The sequence below is a fragment of the uncultured Pseudomonas sp. genome, from assembly GCF_913777995.1.
Lineage (GTDB): Bacteria > Pseudomonadota > Gammaproteobacteria > Pseudomonadales > Pseudomonadaceae > Aquipseudomonas.
The window spans coordinates 48,244-63,659 of the sequence record NZ_CAJYVE010000052.1; the positions used below are offsets into that span (position 1 = coordinate 48,244).

The window sequence follows — 15,416 nt, forward strand, 5'->3', positions numbered from 1 at the left end:
CAAGATGAGGGGGCTGGCATCAGGGGGTATTGGGCGGTGGCGGGAAGCACAGCCGGTGCTCGTCGTTGCACTCTTCCTTCTGTTTTCTCTCCAGCTCCCAAGGCGTCTTTGGATAGCGCGATTCCTCCGAAGGCAGCGTCGGCATCGGCGGGTTGCTGATCCAGGGGCGTAGGTCCATGTTCGGGTCGCACAGGGCATAACCCTCGGAAAAACCGGCGGCAAATTCCTGTTGCTGGTCCTGTGGCAGGTCGCGCCCCGCGTTCTCGTCGTACTCGACCCCGCGCTTGGCCGCGCAACCGGCATGGTAGCCGCGCTGGTGCACGGTAGGCTCCGGCTCCCACGGCATCCTGACGTTCTGGCAGCCCGCCAAGCCGATACTGGCCAGTGCCAGCCATGACAGGTTCATCCACTTCATCGTGCGTCGTTCCCTGGCTTGTTCAGTGCCGGTAAATCTTCGCTCCATAGACCCATGAGACGGCTTTTGGTTGCGCAGTGATGTGTGTCGAAGTCTGCTGAACCCGGTTTATAAGTAGGACATTTCCGATTTAATCCCGCGCTATTGAACGCTCGAATATCGAGTGATTACGTCCGCCGTGTTTCTGGAGTTGATCCAGAAATACAAAGACTTAATCCAGTAACGAACGAGGCTTTACAGGGATGAAAACCCATTATTTGAAAGGACTGTTGGCGTGCTTATTGACCGCCTGCCTACTCCCGGCATTCGCACAAACGGCCGCGGTTGAAAATACCGATCAGGCAACGGTGCTGGAGGATCGTGTTCACTTTCTCAGCGGTGAACTGGAGAACCCGCACGCAGTACATCATTACCGCTTCACGGCACTGCGCGGACAGGACGTATTATTAACGACGTTGAATTCTGTCACGTACGGACAGCAATGGCGCCTTGAATACCGAATCGACAGCGGTGAATGGAAGGCAAAAAGCGGCAGCGGACCTCAGAAGCTTCAGGGTCTGGCCGTTGGCGCCACCGTTGAAGTCAAGGTACTGGCGGTCGACGGCGTTCAGCCACAAACCATCAGTTACAACCTGGTATTCGGTTCGTATCCGCACATGCGTTACGACTTTCATCATCAGAAAGATTTCCTGCCTATTCCTCACGGACGTACCAAGCCAGAATTTCTTGCCACACAGGCGCTTACCGAGGCGATGCTTGATGTGACCTTCACCGATAACAAGGGACATCCTCTGGAGGGGGGCGTGGTTGCGTTTACGTTCCTGCCCAATGTTGAACTCAAGGAAACTACGGAGTTTTACCTTTCTGACCGGGACGGAAAGGTGAAAGAGCTCATACGCTTCAACGCTTGCGAAGGTGGCGTGTATGCCGAGCCGTTCGTTCATGTGAATGGCGGGCGGAACACATGGGCAACTCGGTACAAAGTCGGAGTTTATCAAGCAGTGAATTTCTTGCCGGGAGCGATTGCTGACAAACCTCATACCTTCTTTTTCGGACACATTTGTAAACGCTGGTTGATCAACTGGTCGAAAAATTGACCTTCTGGCAATCGCTCTGCTGATCTGTCTCACCAGAGCGATTGCCTGAGATCAGACCATCACATCGACCAAAGGCTGTTCACGCTTCTCGCCCTTTTCCAGGACCTGCATCACGAACGCTTCGTACCTCTTTTCCGGCTTGGCCGCGATCAGCTTTCCATAATCGAGCGTGTTTTCGATGTTCCCCAGGTTCAATTCGTATTGACCGCCGAAGACCTCATCGTTATGCACCAGGGCGATAGCTATTTCAGCATGGCGGATTACGCTGTCTTTAAAGCCATTGTGAGCGTTGAACAGTTCGGTCAGGTAGTTCAACTCGCCTTCATTTAACGACTGATTTGGGTCAAGTATTTTTAGCTGTCCGTCAGCGCCCAGGGTATAGCTGAAAGGCTTGTTCGCGAGGTCTGGTCTGACGATGTTCAGCTCGTTGCGGATTTTGGAGTGGTGGCATTGCTGGATCTCAAGCTCTATCTGAGAAGAGGCTTTCAGCTTCCACAGATAAAGTTCCTCATCGCTGATCGGACATTCTTCTGCAGAAGAGCGGCATTGGTAAGCAAGACTTACCATGTCCAGCGCAGGCCCCGCCTCTCGGCTGGCCTTCACGCGTCCTGGCGTTTCGCTGGCTTCAAGTGTCGGCCCATCGGTGGCTTGCACAGCCGCTTTCGGCATGGGCAGGGTGACGATGCAGGGAAAGGTCGCAGAGGTGATGTTCATGGTCGATGACTCTTCGGGTGGGCTCGTTACGGCTAACGGCCGTGCCTTGCGAAACTCATCCTGAACATCTCGTAGGGCTTTTCTGAAGTGTTGATCGGTTGTGGGCAGCGTCACAGTGTGCGGAGCGTTTTTGCCCGGGTGTCGGCATTCAAAGCGCTCGCAGCCTGGCCCCGTCCCGCTCGCCGGGGCCGGCTTGGTTCAACTCAACTGCTCGAACAGGTCCTGGCGTACCGCGCCACGGATCATGGTCAGATGCATTTCCTCCTGTTGCTGCGCTTGTTCGAAGCGATCGGCGATCATCGGGTGGCCGCCGTGGTTGCACAGCTCGACCAGCAGCGACCAGGCCGCGTTGTCTTCCAGCTCGATGGTGAGAATCGCGCTCAGCGACTGTGACAGCGTGGTGCGCGGGTCGGTAAGCACCTGCAGGATACCCATCGCCTTGACCCCGACCAGGTCGGCGCACGGGGTGACGCTGGTGGGGTCGGCGCCGAGGGTTTCGATGGCGTCGCGCACGATATTCATGTGCTCCAGCTCCTGAGCCTGGATTTCCCGCAGGGTGCTGACCAGCGACGGGTCTGCGCCCTGTGCCGAAGTGGCCTTGGCGATCATGGCTTCGTACAGGCGCACGCCGGCGCGCTCGAAGGCCAGCCGCTCGCCCAGCTTGTCCAGCAGCACCTGAGGATTCTTGCCGAGCATCTTGTCGAAGGTGTTCTTCAGCATGCCCTTGGTCGAGCCAGGCGGTGCCACCGAGCCGAGCGGGTCGGCGTCGAGAATGGCGCGCTGGCGTGCTTCGGTGTACTGGCCGACATCACCGGGCACATCGGCCGGAAAGTGCCGGGTCGCTTCATCCTGGGCCTGAACGTCTTCGGGCGACATCTGCGCACCGGTGCGATTCATGCCTGTGCTGACTTGCGCGTCGCTCATGGCTGTTCTCCCTTCACATTGAGTTCCGAGCCCGGCCGCCAGGTGTAGCCGGCCGAGACGATGTTGGCCGGCACGCCGGCACTGTTGAGCCGCGCACGGTACTCCAGCGAGGCCTGGTTCTCCTGGTCTTTCGGCACGTAGTCGATGCCATGGGCACGCAGGTCGACTTCCTGGGCCAGGGTCTCGCGCACGAAGTCACGCTGGCTCTTGAAGTCGATCATCGCCGGCAACTGCCCGGCCAGCACTTCGGCGGGGTCGCGACGTTGGTGCTGCTTGAACAGCTCGCAGGCCAGGTTCAGGTGCCCCAGTTCGTAGTCGACGAAGCGTTCCCACAGGCCCTTGATGCGCGGGTTTTCCTCTTGGGCGTGGCAACTGGCGTAGGCGTACACCTCCATGGCCTCATGAATCAGCCACTTCTCCAGGAAGCTCTCGCCAGGGTCCTGCAGCGAGCCGTACTGGGTGACGTGCTGCTCCTCCACCGAGGCGATTTCCGCGTACAGCGCGCGGGCCACCGGGTCGGCGAACAGCGGGCCGATGTTCATGTAGTAGTCGTGGGTCTGGTATTCGGCGGCGGTGATCAGCGCGGCGTGCAGCTTGGTGATCAGCGCGGCACTGTCCTTGCTGTAGTGCTCGCGCAGGTCGTCTTCCGGCGCGCGGTGGTGCTCGCTGGTCGGGCGGCCCGGCACCAGATCGGTGTAGCCCTGCAGGATGGTATTGGCGTCCTTGCCCTCCAGGCGGTCGAGCATCGCCGAGTAGCGGTACAGGTGGTCGAAGTCTTCGAGCAGGCCGAAGCGGTAGGTCTGTGCCTGGTACGGGTCAGGTTCGTTCTGGGCCACGGCGGCAGTCACTTCGATGGCCACCTGTTCGTAGGCCACGGTGGTTTCCAGGGGCGAATGGTCGGCCGAGAGCAGCCAGTTGATCGCGGTCATCTGGTGGTGCTCGACACGCCGCACCTGGGCCAGTGGCAGGCGCAGTTCCTTGTTGAGCCGCGCACCGATGTGCTTGAGGCGCAGGGTGTCGGCCTCGACGCCGTTCATCAGGATCACCCGCACGCGGGTGAAGGCATCGTCATCCAGTTTGCTGATCGGCTTGCCGGCCAGCTCCCGCCAGGTGAACGACTGTTTCTCCAGTGGCACACCCTTGTTGTCCAGCAGGTTGTCGATTGTGTTCATCGGATGGTCTCCGTCATCAGGGATACGGAGTGCTCTCGAACGGCGTGACAACACCCCGTATACGGTCGACTGGAATGACGGCGTGGGTTTCCGTGGCGGCGACGGGTGGTGACCGGGCAGGGCCGGGCTGGCAGGCGGTGGTCTGTCACCCCCCCGGTTGCGGTGTGTCTAGAACAGCCCTTGCTTGCTGACCATCATCCAGACGATGAGGAACATTCCGGCGAAGCCCACAACGCCCAGCCAGAACCACGGCCGATAAAGGCGTGACCAGTCGGCGGGCAAGCTCTGGCCCTGTACTGCTGCCTGCTCGGCGACCCGCTGCATGCGTTTCTGCAGTACCAGCACTGGTAGCCAGAGCAGGCCGACACCGACGAACAGGATCAGCGCGTCGCGCAGCCAGGGCAGGGCCGGCGGCATGCCGACCAGGTGCAGCATGCCCAGGCCGGTGCCCAGCTGCAGCACGCCGGCCGGGGTGGTGATCCAGTTATCGAAGCGCACCACCTGGCGGGCCACCTGGGCAACCACCAGGGCATTGCCGGTACGTTGCGCGGCAATCAGGTACAGGTACGAGCCCATGCCGAAGCCGAACAGGAACACGGCGGCGATGACGTGCAGGTACTTGAGGTACAGGTAGCTCATGCGCCGCCCTGATAGCGCACTCGGAGGTGAATGTCATCGGGGGCATCGATGGCGGCCAGGTACTCGGCCACGCTGATCTCACCGACGCAGGGGCGGGCGCCCGGCTTTGGTCGGTAGCCGTCGGCCAGCTTGCGGGCCAGGGCCACCGAGGCACAGGCGGGAATTTCCGGCCCCTTGTCGCGGGCAGCCGTGAGTTGAATGTCGAGGCGAAGCGGCAATTGGTTGTGATCCACACCCCGCACCTCCAGGTACAGCGCGCTGAGGCCGTCACCGAAGCGTTCGCAAGCCACGCCCAGCCGGTGCAGGCGCCGGGCCCAGGGCGCCGGGTCGGCGATCAGTCCCAGGCGCCGCGCCTGGGCCAGCAGGGCATTGGCCAGGGCGCCCGGCATCAGGCCAGGGCCGGCCTTGAACACCAGGTCTCGGGCGCCGTAGCGTTCGCCGAACAGGTCCATGTCCGGTACGTCGACGTTGGCCAGCCAGCGCCAGCCAAGGCCCGGCAAGTGCCGACGCTGCAGGCCCAGCCAGCCGGGCACCGCGTGGGGTTGCCCGTCGCGGCGCTGCAGGATCGGTTGGCCGGCGTAGGCCAGTACACCTTCCACGGTGGCCAGGCCGGGCATTTTCGCCGATGAGGAAATGCCGTGTTCGATTCGGTCGATGCGCGCAAAACGCTGGCGCTGTTCATCGAGCAAGGCCGCCGACAGGCTGGGCACCGAACTGCAGCCGCTGAGCACCGCCACGCCGGCGGCCCGGGCCGGAGCATCAAGCACCTGGATGCCATTGACGAAGGTGCGGCAGTCGGCCAGGTCGCAATAGTGCACACCGGCCTCGATGCATTGCTCCGCCACCCGGTAGGGCTGGCCCTGGAACGGCCCACCGGTGTGGATGACCAGGTCGATGCCCAGCTGTCGCAGAGCTTCAGCGAAGCCCGGCGCCTGGGCATCGCCGCACCAGGTCTGCAGCTCGAAGCGCTGCGCCAGGGCGGCCAGACGCGTGGCGTCGCGACCGGCCGCGTACAGTTCGATGCCTTCGACAGCAGCTAGGTGGCGGCACACGATTCTGCCGAAATTACCGTAGCCGCCAACGACCAGAACCCTGAAGGACATGCCTGACTCCTCTGATATTCGGCGGCTATTGTGGTGAATCGCGCTGCGCTCGCGCAATGGTGAACGGCGGTCGCGCCTGAGGCGGCGTGTCTGGCGAGGAACAACGCCTGGTGGCCTGGGTCTGGACGACTCGCTGCGCACCGCTTCAGTCGCGAAGGGAATAGTCGATGCCGAACAGGCGTCGACGCTTGGTGGCTAGTGCCTGTTCTAGGGAAATGTTGGCGCACTCCACGAACAGGCGTGCCATGGCCTTCAGGGCACGTTCATGGGCTTCACTGGTGAGTCCTTGAGTGTGGTCGGCGAGGTGTGCTGTCGTCTGGCTGCCGTGTGCTGCATATCGGTGCAGCAGTTGGATGATTTCGGTGCGAAGGTCGTGTTCGTTTTCCAGGCTGCTCGTCAAACATGCAAAGTCTTCGATGGCGGCCTGCAGTGAATATAAGTTGCCTGGTTCGCGCCCATTAATTTCCTTAGAAATCATCAGTTAGTGCTCCCTGCGGCATCTTGTTATCGGGCTTGAGAAATAAATCCTTGTCTTAGAATGCTATAGCGTGTAGTGCTATGGCATGCATTCAAGCGAAAACCCTTTCTTTTGTAAAGGGTGGCGCTATGAAGCTGAGCAAGGCTGTCGGTGCCGCACTGAAAGAGATCAGAGAAGCCAAAGGCCTGACCCAGGAAGACTTCGTCGGCGTCAGTGGTAGAACTTACCTTTCCGAGATCGAACGAGGCTTGAAAAGCCCGACCTTGGAAAAACTCGATCAGCTCGCGACCCGGATGGGTATCCATCCATTGGAGTTGTTGTTGGTCTGTTATGCGAAACACCGAGGGCATAGCCCGGAAGAAATTCTCGGCTTTCTGGCCCAGCGGGAAACTCGGCGCGTATTAAAGGTGAAGTAACCGAATAATAGATAAGCCCTTTTGCACAACTATCGGCATTCGATTCAACTTCGGTGTGTGACGCAGTTAAATGAAGGGCACTGATTAGATCGGTTAAGTAACAGCTGCGCTACATCGATTCAATGGTTCACGCACGCTTAATAAAGCGTGCTGGCAATCCGTCCTGGCAAGGCGGCGTCATAGGCCTGGCCATCGATTTCGTCGGCGGACACGGCTTTGAGGATCTGACCGGGTGTTGGCAGCGCACTGCGTTCCAGCTGCCGCTCGATGTCCCACAGCCCGGCGCGGATCACCGCGCGGCTGCACTGAAAATACACGCTGCTCACGGTAATGCGCAGCACGCTGCGGGGTGCCTGGCCGTTCACGCTGAAGCGCTGCAGCAGGTCAGGCTGCACGCTGATCTGCGCCGCACCATTGACCCGCAGGGTCTCGCCGATGCCGGGGATGAGAAACAGCAGGGCGACCCTGGGGTCCTGCACGATGTTGCGCAACGAGTCGAGGCGGTTGTTGCCGCGCCGGTCGGGCAGCAACAGGGTCTTGTCGTCTTCGATGTGCACGAAGCCCGCCTGGTCGCCGCGGGGTGACGCGTCCAGGCCGCCGGGCCCGGAAGAGGCGAGCACTACGAAGGAGGCTGCCTCGATGAACGGGCGGTAAGCCGCATGCAGATAGTCCACTTCCTTGACCATGGAAGGACGAGCGACCGGGCCATACAGGGCCTCCAGCGCTTCGAGCGTGTTCACGTGGTGGTCTTCGTGCTGTTGCATCCTGGGCTCCTGCCGGGGCGTTAAGAGGACGGGTCATCCTAACGTGCCCGGTCGACTAGAGGCCAGCGTCGCCTGCTTCAGCGTTGCAAGTGGGGCCGCAGCTCGGTTTCTGGAACGTTCAGTGGCAGGCGGTCGAGCAATTGATCCACCACCCCCTGGGCCTGCACGATCAGGTGCGAGGAGGCCATCGCCAGGTCACGAGCCGTGCCGTGCAGGTTGTCGCCGCACTCGTAGACCGTGGCGTTGGCGCAGCGCAGCAGGTCGCAGACCTGGGCCAGCTGGGACTCGAAGGTGGTGGGCAGGGGAGGGTCGGGGACGAGTTTTCTGATCATGGTGATACTCCTGAGTCGAATGGAGTGCCAGTCTCATCACGGCCAAGTAGACGAGGGAGGCAACTGTGCGCGGGTTGGCCGACCGGAGACTCAGGCATCCGGCACACACGAATGTGTCCCACGCACAGCCGCCATGACGCCATCCAGAATGCAGAACATTGCCGGTTGGTGCATGGAACGCTGAGCGCCCGAGTCTGAAGCGGACGGCCAAGTCCGGTCGCTGAATGTGCAGCGACGCCAGGCAGCCTAGTAACCCGAATCGACAGGCGCAAGCGGTCGGGATTCTCTCGGAAAAGTCGCGCAAGAGAAAGGGAGGCGTCCTGCAATCATTTCCCACGGCTGGCGCTGCGGTGTTCGTCGCAGGCTCATGGCGCCACGCCAGGGCGCCGCAAGGGTGAGAGCGAGCGGGCTCGCTCCCCTGGTCGTTTGGCAATCAGGCGCTGAGTCGACGCTGGCAGGCACTGGCCTTTCAGGGGGCCGTGAGTGTAATCAGGTAGTTGCCGCGGGTCACAGGCTCGCCCTTGTCGCTGACCAGCACGTAGTGCTGACTGTATTGGCGGCCTTGCGTGTCACTGGCGATCAGTTTGACCTTCACCGATGGGGCGTTCAGGGCGACGGCATCCATCTGCTGCACATGGATGTCCGGCGGGCGGACCTGTGCCGGGCAGCCGTCCAGGCGCCAGCCGACGGCCGAGGACGACGCCGAGCACGATGCCTCGACGACGCTGCCGCTGAAGCGGAGCGCGCCTTGGCCGACAGGGGGAGCGGCCAGGCACACCGAGGCGAGGCTGGAAAAGGTGGCGAGGCCGAGTCCGAATAGGGTCCATTTCATGTGGCTGACTCCTGAAAAAGATCACTCTCCTGGGTATCGGCTCGCCGAGTGATTATCTGAAACGCGACGGGTGCTGGCCGACGAGCTTTTAGCCAGGCAGGCTCGTCTGTCGCCTTTCCAGGCCATTACTGTCTGCTTGGCTCCCACCAGCCGGCCTTGGGCAGTGCTGAGCATCAGGCCCAATACAGCCTGGTCAGGCGTTATGTGGCTCAGTGCGGGCTGGCCGTAGGTCGCACGATGATTTCGCTGACATCGACGTCGGCTGGCTGCTCGATGGCGTAGACCAGCGCCCTGGCGATGGCATCGGCACCTATGGCGATGCGGCGGAAGGCTTTCATTTCTTCGCGGCCGGCTTCATCGGAAATCGAGTCGGCCAGCTCGGATTCGGTCACCCCTGGGCTGACCACCGTGACGCGGATCGTGTCGGTCTCCTGGCGCAAGCCGTCGGAAATGGCGCGTACCGCGTACTTGGTGGCGCAGTACACCGCCGCTGTCGGCGACACGGCATGCGCGCCGATCGAGGCGATGTTGATCACCTGGCCATGCCCCTGTGCCTGCATGCCTGGCAGCACGGCGGCGATGCCATGCAGCACACCGCGCACGTTGACGTCGAGCATGCGGTTCCATTCATCGACCTTCAACGAGGCCAGTGGCGACAGGGGCATCACCCCGGCGTTGTTGATGATCACGTCCACCTGGCCATGCTGGTCCTTGGCCAGGGCCACGAACGCCTGCATCGAGGCCAGGTCGGTGACGTCCAGCGCACAGGCGCTGGCCGAGCCACCGGCGCTGCGGATCTCGGCCACCAGGCGCTGCAGACGATCGGTGCGGCGTGCGCCGAGCACGACATGTGCGCCGCGCGCTGCGATCAGCCGGGCAGCCGCTTCCCCGATGCCGCTGCTTGCGCCGGTGATCAATACGACTTTATTTTCGATGTTCGACATGTCCGTTTCTCCTGCTTGAGCATTGAGGTTCAGCGACGCCCAGCGGTCTGGGGCGCTGCTGTCGGGTACGTCGAAAGGTTAAGGGCAGCGGGCGGGCTCTCGCGTGCCAAAACCTGCGCGACACTTGCCTATTCGTGTCTGGGGGCCGTGTAGGGCCGCCGGGCTGGTGTAGCATCGGGACTGGTTGCCATACCGATCAATGAGTCGCTCACGGGCTCTGCTGGCGCAAGCTTGCTCGCGACCAGATCGAGCCCGCAGGAGAGCCTTGAAATGCAGCAAGACGATAGCTTCCTCCAGCAGACCACTGCCCTGTACCGGGCCGAGCTGGTGCGTGCCCTGACCCGACGCTTCACCGCGCCGGGCACCTACGAGACCGCCATCGCGCCCTTGCATGTCATCCGCTGCGATGCGCCTTCGCCGATCATCCACACCGTGCACAAGCCGGCGCTATGCCTGATCGTGCAAGGCCTGAAGGAAGTGGGTCTGGGAGACGAGCACTACCACTACGATCCGCTCACCTATCTGGTGGTGTCGGTGACCCTGCCGGTCTCCGGGCGGGTGCTGGAGGCCAGCCCCGAAGCGCCGTACCTGTGCATTCGCCTGGATTTCGAACCCACCGACATCGCCCAGGTGATCGCCGATACGCCGCCGGCGGCGGTGCCGGACGAGCCTGAGCGGGGGCTGTTTCTGGAACGGATCGATGTGTCGCTGCTGGAAACCATGGTGCGCCTGGTGCGCCTGCTGGATAGCCCACGCGACATCGGCATGCTGGCGCCCCTGGCGCTGCGCGAACTGCACTACCGCCTGCTGCGCGGCGTGCATGGCCGCCGTCTGTATGAGCTGGCCCTGGGTGACTCGCAAAGCCGCAGGGTGACGCGAGCCATCGACTGGTTGAACAGGCACTACACCCAACCGCTGCGCATCGAGGAACTGGCCCGCGTCGCCAACCTTGGCAGTTCTACCCTGCATCACCATTTCAAGGCGGTCACTGCCATGAGTCCGTTGCAGTACCAGAAACAGCTGCGCCTGCAGGAGGCCCGGCGCCTGCTGCTGGCGGAAGGATTGGACGTGGCCAGCGCCTGCTACCGGGTAGGCTACGAGAGCCCGTCGCAGTTCAGCCGTGAGTACAGCCGGCAGTTCGGCTGCCCGCCCTCCAGGGATATCGGTCGGGTTTCGCGGGCCTGAAAAACCACAAACCCCCTTGTCGCCAGGCGAGCAAGGGGGTTGTCGATTGCGCTCAGGCAGCGTGGCGAATCACGCCAGCCGTCAAACGTTGAAGCGGAAGTGCAGCACGTCACCGTCCTTGACGATGTAATCCTTGCCTTCCAGACGCCATTTGCCGGCTTCCTTGGCGCCGGCTTCACCCTTGTACTGGATGAAGTCGTCATAGGCCACGCACTCGGCGCGGATGAAGCCTTTCTCGAAGTCGGTGTGGATCACGCCAGCGGCCTGTGGCGCGGTGGCGCCGACACGTACGGTCCAGGCGCGCACTTCTTCGACACCGGCGGTGAAGTAGGTCTGCAGGTTGAGCAGTTCGTAACCGGCGCGGATCACGCGGTTCAGGCCCGGCTCTTCCAGGCCCAGGGCCTCGAGGAATTCGTCCTTCTCCTCGCCGTCGTCCAGCTCGGCGATCTCGGCTTCGATCTTGTTGCACACGGCAACCACCACGGCGCCTTCTTCTTCGGCGATGGCCTTGACCACATCCAGGTACGGGTTGTTGTCGAAACCGTCTTCGGCAACGTTGGCGATGTACATCACCGGCTTGCTGGTCAGCAGGTGGAAGCTGCGCACCAGGCGCTTCTGCTCTTCGTCCAGGCCCTTCATCAGGCTGCGGGCGGGCTTGCCGGCCTCGAAGTGGGGAATCAGCTGTTCCAGCAGGGCCTTTTGCGCCAGGGCTTCCTTGTCACCGCCCTTGGCGTTGCGGGTCACGCGCTGCAGCTGCTTTTCGCAGCTGTCGAGGTCGGCGAAGATCAGCTCCAGGTCGATCACCTCGATGTCCCGCTTGGGGTCCACCGAGTTGGCCACGTGGATGACGTTCTCGTCTTCAAAGCAGCGCACCACGTGGGCGATGGCATCGGTCTCGCGGATGTTGGCGAGAAACTTGTTGCCCAGGCCTTCACCCTTGGAGGCACCCGCCACCAGGCCGGCGATGTCGACGAACTCCATGGTGGTGGGGATCACCCGCTCGGGTTTGACGATCTCCGCCAGGGCGTTCAGTCGCGCATCGGGCATGGGCACGATGCCGCTGTTGGGCTCGATGGTGCAGAAGGGGAAGTTTTCCGCCGCGATACCGGATTGGGTCAGGGCATTGAACAGGGTGGACTTGCCGACGTTGGGCAGGCCGACGATGCCGCAATTGAATCCCATGGTGTGTGTCCTCGCGGAAGAAAAGGAAGAGGGTAGGGTAGGTCAGGCCTTGCGGCTGTGCAGGCGTTGCATGGCGCGGGTCAGGTCGCCGTCCAGCAGCGCCGGTACCACCTCCAGGGCGGCCTCGATGCTGGTGTCGAGCAGGTCCTGCTCGCTGCGCGGTGCGCGGCCCAGCACGAAGTTGGAAACCAGGCTGGCATGCCCCGGATGGCCGATGCCCAGGCGCAGGCGCTGGAAGCCGTTCTGATTGCCGAGCTGGGCTATGATGTCGCGCAGCCCGTTGTGCCCGCCGTGGCCGCCGCCGGTCTTGAGGCGTGCGGTGCCGGGTGGCAGGTCGAGTTCGTCATGGGCCACCAGGATGGCCGCCGGCGGGATGCGGAAAAAGCCGGCGAGCGCCGCCACGGCCTGGCCGCTGCGGTTCATGTAGGTGGTGGGGATGAGCAGACGAACATCGTTGCCCGCGTGGCGAAAGCGCCCCACGAGGCCGTGATACTTGCGGTCGACAGCCAGGCTCGCGCCCTGGGCGGCTGCCAGCCGCTCAACGAAAAGGGCCCCTGCATTGTGCCGGGTCTGGTCGTATTCGGGGCCCGGATTACCCAGGCCGACGATCAGTTGGACGGCAGTCATGTCAGGAGCCCTTCTCTTTCAGGCGTGCGAGAACTTACTCGGCAGCGCCTTCTTCGGCAGCGCCGTCAGCAGCTTCTTCACGGATGCGCGGCATGTGGATGCTGGCAACCGGCAGATCGCTGCCGTGGGCCAGGGACACCAGCTCGACGCCAGCCGGGACGTTCAGGTCGCTCAGGTGAACGATCTGGTCCAGCTCGACCTTGGCCATGTCGACTTCGATGAATTCCGGCAGGTCTTTCGGCAGGCAGGAAACTTCGACTTCGTTGATGGTGTGCAGGATCTCGCCACCTTGCTGCTTCACGCCCACGGAGGTTTCCTGGTTCATGAAGTGCAGGGGGACGTGGGCGGTCAGCTTCTGGCCGGCGATGACGCGCAGGAAGTCAGCGTGCATGACGTAGCCCTTGGAGGGATGACGCTGCAGGGCCTTGACCAGGACGCTTTCGTTGCTGCCACCGACCTTCAGGGTGATGACGCTGGCGAAAGCGGCTTCGCTTTCCAGCATCTTGGCCAGGTCTTTGCCGACCAGGGTGATGGAGGTCGGAGCCTTGTCGCCACCGTAGATCACGGCGGGAACGTTACCGGCATTACGACGCAGGCGGCGGCTCGCACCTTTCCCCAGGTCGGAACGCACTTCGGCATTCAGAGTGAAATCAACCATTGTGAATCTCCAGGATAAGGAATCGGCAGACCGAGACTTGCGACCAGTTCTACGGCCCTACCGACTAAAAAGCCCCGGTAGACCGTCACGGCCTTCCGGGGCGCTTCCAGAGCGGCTGTTCCTTAACGGAACATCGCGCTGATGGATTCTTCGTTACTGATCCGGCGTACCGCCTCGGCCACCACCGGCGCGATGTCCAGTTGGCGGATACGGCTGCAGGCCTGGGCCGCGGCGGACAGCGGAATGGTGTTGGTCACCACCAGCTCGTCCAGCACGGAGTTGTCGATGTTCTCGATGGCCCGTCCCGACAGCACCGGGTGGGTGCAGTAGGCCAGGACCTTGGCGGCGCCGTGTTCCTTCAGGGCCTTGGCCGCGTGGCACAGGGTGCCGGCGGTATCGACCATGTCGTCGACCAGCACGCAGGTGCGGTCCTGGATGTCACCGATGATGTGCATCACTTCCGACTGGTTGGCCTTGGGACGACGCTTGTCGATGATCGCCAGGTCCACACCCAGGCTCTTGGCCACGGCACGCGCACGCACCACGCCGCCGATGTCCGGGGAGACGATCATCAGATTTTCGAAACGCTGGTCTTCGATGTCATCCACCAGGGCGGGGGAGCCGTAGATGTTGTCCACGGGAATATCGAAGAAACCCTGGATCTGGTCGGCGTGCAGATCGACGGTGAGCACCCGATTGATGCCCACCACGGTCAGCATGTCGGCCACGACCTTGGCGGTGATGGCGACGCGCGCGGAACGCGGACGGCGATCCTGGCGCGCATAGCCGAAATAGGGGATGACTGCGGTGATACGAGTGGCCGAGGAGCGGCGGAAGGCGTCGGCCATCACCACCAGTTCCATCAGGTTGTCGTTGGTCGGCTCGCAGGTGGGCTGGATGATGAAGACATCCTTGCCCCGAACGTTCTCGTTGATTTCGACGCTGATCTCGCCATCGGAGAATTTTCCGACGGAGACGTCACCGAGAGGGATGTGCAGCTGGCGCACGATGCGCCGTGCCAGATCGGGGTTGGCGTTCCCCGTGAAGACCATCATCTTGGACACGCTGCAGTTCCTGCGGCTTGAGGTGGGTCTTGGAAGGAAAATGGCAGGGGCGGCTGGATTCGAACCAACGCATGGCAGGATCAAAACCTGCTGCCTTACCGCTTGGCGACGCCCCTGTATCTTGCAGAGTACTAGCTGTACTCATTCTCTGGTCAGACTTGCTAGCGCCCGGTGCAACATGGAAGTGTTGCTGCCTTTGGCTACGAAGCCTGGAAGTGATGCTGGTAGCTGGCTTGCTACTGTATCAGCTTCGGTCTTATTTGGAAAGCTTCCAAATATGCAACCTCCAGTGCCGGTTAATCTAGCTGAAACAAATTTGTTTAGCAAGATCAAAGCGTTACGAATTTCTGGGTAACGCCTTTCGACCGTACTCTGGCAGTCGTTTCGACCTGACCACTTGAGAACGGCGCAAACTTTAATGGCGGGAGTGTCCCGTGTCAACAGCGGATCTGAAAAAATTTCTGCTGTACTTACAGAGACTTGCGGCACGGCCACGAGATACCAGGGTTCCGGCGGTGCGACCGGGGTGAGCTTTTCGCCCACGCCCTCGGCGAAGGCGGCCTGGCCACGGACGAACACCGGTACGTCGGCGCCCAGGCGCAGTCCCAGGGCCGCCAGGTCGTCGAGGCTGGCGCCCAGACCCCAGAGGTGATTCAGGCCGAGCAGGGTGGTGGCGGCATCCGAACTGCCTCCGCCGATGCCGCCGCCCATGGGCAGCCGCTTGGTCAGCCAGAGATCGGCGCCCTGCCGGGTACCGCTTTCCTGCTGCAGCAACCGGGCGGCGCGCAGGATGAGATTCTGCTCGGGGGCGACGCCCGGCAGGCCGTCGTGCAGCTGCAATTCGCCGTCGTCGCGTCCGGCAAAGCCCAG

Annotated in this window: 19 protein-coding genes and 1 tRNA gene; 3 read left to right on the forward strand and 17 right to left on the reverse strand. The window is 62.2% G+C overall.

Annotation, left to right across the window (positions count from 1 at the left end):
* Positions 1 to 19: 19 nt before the first annotated feature.
* Positions 20 to 415: a hypothetical protein gene (locus QZ497_RS20930; protein ID WP_295479087.1), complete on the reverse strand. Its 396-nt coding sequence runs from the start codon at positions 413 to 415 to the stop codon at positions 20 to 22.
* Between the two features lie 242 nt (positions 416 to 657).
* Here QZ497_RS20930 and QZ497_RS20935 point away from each other — a divergent pair, with 242 nt between their 5' ends.
* Positions 658 to 1,512 (forward strand): hypothetical protein, encoded by an 855-nt coding sequence (locus QZ497_RS20935; protein WP_295479089.1) that lies wholly within the window; start codon positions 658 to 660, stop codon positions 1,510 to 1,512.
* Between the two features lie 51 nt (positions 1,513 to 1,563).
* On the opposite strand, the gene QZ497_RS20940 is transcribed toward QZ497_RS20935, so the two are convergent.
* From QZ497_RS20940 to QZ497_RS20965, 6 genes are all read right to left on the reverse strand, one after another.
* Positions 1,564 to 2,226, reverse strand: a complete 663-nt coding sequence (locus QZ497_RS20940; protein ID WP_295479091.1) for a hypothetical protein — start codon at positions 2,224 to 2,226, stop codon at positions 1,564 to 1,566.
* A 198-nt stretch (positions 2,227 to 2,424) separates the two neighbouring features.
* Positions 2,425 to 3,150, reverse strand: a complete 726-nt coding sequence (locus QZ497_RS20945; RefSeq protein ID WP_295479094.1) for a ferritin-like domain-containing protein — start codon at positions 3,148 to 3,150, stop codon at positions 2,425 to 2,427.
* Complete coding sequence (locus tag QZ497_RS20950; protein ID WP_295479097.1) at positions 3,147 to 4,322, reverse strand: hypothetical protein; 1,176 nt, start codon at positions 4,320 to 4,322, stop codon at positions 3,147 to 3,149. The genes QZ497_RS20945 and QZ497_RS20950 overlap by 4 nt, the downstream gene beginning before the upstream one ends.
* 168 nt (positions 4,323 to 4,490) lie before the next feature.
* Positions 4,491 to 4,961 carry a DUF2269 domain-containing protein gene (locus tag QZ497_RS20955; protein WP_295479100.1) on the reverse strand — a complete coding sequence of 157 codons (471 nt, stop codon included), beginning with the start codon at positions 4,959 to 4,961 and terminating at the stop codon, positions 4,491 to 4,493.
* The gene (locus tag QZ497_RS20960; RefSeq protein ID WP_295479103.1) at positions 4,958 to 6,064 is read right to left on the reverse strand and encodes a saccharopine dehydrogenase NADP-binding domain-containing protein; all 1,107 of its coding nucleotides are present in this window, start codon (positions 6,062 to 6,064) and stop codon (positions 4,958 to 4,960) included. Before QZ497_RS20960 ends, QZ497_RS20955 begins: the two co-directional genes overlap by 4 nt.
* A 145-nt stretch (positions 6,065 to 6,209) precedes the next feature.
* A complete protein-coding gene (locus QZ497_RS20965; protein WP_295479106.1) occupies positions 6,210 to 6,542 on the reverse strand; it encodes a hypothetical protein in 333 nt (110 codons plus the stop codon).
* Positions 6,543 to 6,670: 128 nt separating this feature from the next.
* Here QZ497_RS20965 and QZ497_RS20970 point away from each other — a divergent pair, with 128 nt between their 5' ends.
* On the forward strand, positions 6,671 to 6,958 hold the full coding sequence (locus QZ497_RS20970; RefSeq protein WP_295479109.1) for a helix-turn-helix transcriptional regulator: 288 nt from the start codon (positions 6,671 to 6,673) through the stop codon (positions 6,956 to 6,958).
* 137 nt (positions 6,959 to 7,095) lie between these two features.
* Here the strand turns inward: QZ497_RS20970 and QZ497_RS20975 are convergent, their stop codons facing one another.
* The 4 genes from QZ497_RS20975 to QZ497_RS20990 all read right to left on the reverse strand — a co-directional run bounded on the left by QZ497_RS20975 (position 7,096) and on the right by QZ497_RS20990 (position 9,830).
* Positions 7,096 to 7,722 (reverse strand): pyridoxamine 5'-phosphate oxidase family protein, encoded by a 627-nt coding sequence (locus tag QZ497_RS20975; protein WP_295479112.1) that lies wholly within the window; start codon positions 7,720 to 7,722, stop codon positions 7,096 to 7,098.
* 77 nt (positions 7,723 to 7,799) lie between these two features.
* Positions 7,800 to 8,054 carry a hypothetical protein gene (locus tag QZ497_RS20980; protein WP_295479117.1) on the reverse strand — a complete coding sequence of 85 codons (255 nt, stop codon included), beginning with the start codon at positions 8,052 to 8,054 and terminating at the stop codon, positions 7,800 to 7,802.
* A gap of 469 nt (positions 8,055 to 8,523) precedes the next feature.
* A complete protein-coding gene (locus tag QZ497_RS20985) occupies positions 8,524 to 8,886 on the reverse strand; it encodes a type 1 fimbrial protein (RefSeq protein ID WP_295479119.1) in 363 nt (120 codons plus the stop codon).
* A gap of 209 nt (positions 8,887 to 9,095) precedes the next feature.
* Positions 9,096 to 9,830 (reverse strand): SDR family oxidoreductase, encoded by a 735-nt coding sequence (locus tag QZ497_RS20990; RefSeq protein ID WP_295479122.1) that lies wholly within the window; start codon positions 9,828 to 9,830, stop codon positions 9,096 to 9,098.
* Between the two features lie 270 nt (positions 9,831 to 10,100).
* On the opposite strand from QZ497_RS20990, the gene QZ497_RS20995 reads away from it, so the two are divergent.
* Positions 10,101 to 11,015, forward strand: a complete 915-nt coding sequence (locus QZ497_RS20995) for an AraC family transcriptional regulator (protein ID WP_295479125.1) — start codon at positions 10,101 to 10,103, stop codon at positions 11,013 to 11,015.
* 81 nt (positions 11,016 to 11,096) lie between these two features.
* Here QZ497_RS20995 and ychF read toward each other — a convergent pair whose 3' ends face one another.
* From ychF to ispE, 6 genes are all read right to left on the reverse strand, one after another.
* Entirely contained in the window at positions 11,097 to 12,197 is a 1,101-nt protein-coding gene (gene ychF / locus QZ497_RS21000) for a redox-regulated ATPase YchF (RefSeq protein ID WP_295479128.1), read from the reverse strand.
* 42 nt (positions 12,198 to 12,239) lie between these two features.
* Positions 12,240 to 12,824: an aminoacyl-tRNA hydrolase gene (pth, locus tag QZ497_RS21005; protein WP_027602866.1), complete on the reverse strand. Its 585-nt coding sequence runs from the start codon at positions 12,822 to 12,824 to the stop codon at positions 12,240 to 12,242.
* Positions 12,825 to 12,858: 34 nt separating this feature from the next.
* On the reverse strand, positions 12,859 to 13,482 hold the full coding sequence (locus QZ497_RS21010; protein WP_027602867.1) for a 50S ribosomal protein L25/general stress protein Ctc: 624 nt from the start codon (positions 13,480 to 13,482) through the stop codon (positions 12,859 to 12,861).
* 122 nt (positions 13,483 to 13,604) lie between these two features.
* Positions 13,605 to 14,546, reverse strand: coding sequence for a ribose-phosphate pyrophosphokinase (locus tag QZ497_RS21015; RefSeq protein WP_007161553.1), 942 nt, complete (start codon positions 14,544 to 14,546; stop codon positions 13,605 to 13,607).
* Positions 14,547 to 14,587: 41 nt separating this feature from the next.
* Positions 14,588 to 14,662, reverse strand: a tRNA-Gln gene (locus QZ497_RS21020).
* A 25-nt stretch (positions 14,663 to 14,687) separates the two neighbouring features.
* Positions 14,688 to 15,416: 4-(cytidine 5'-diphospho)-2-C-methyl-D-erythritol kinase (gene ispE, locus QZ497_RS21025; protein WP_295479140.1), on the reverse strand; the 729-nt coding region annotated here is incomplete at its 5' end.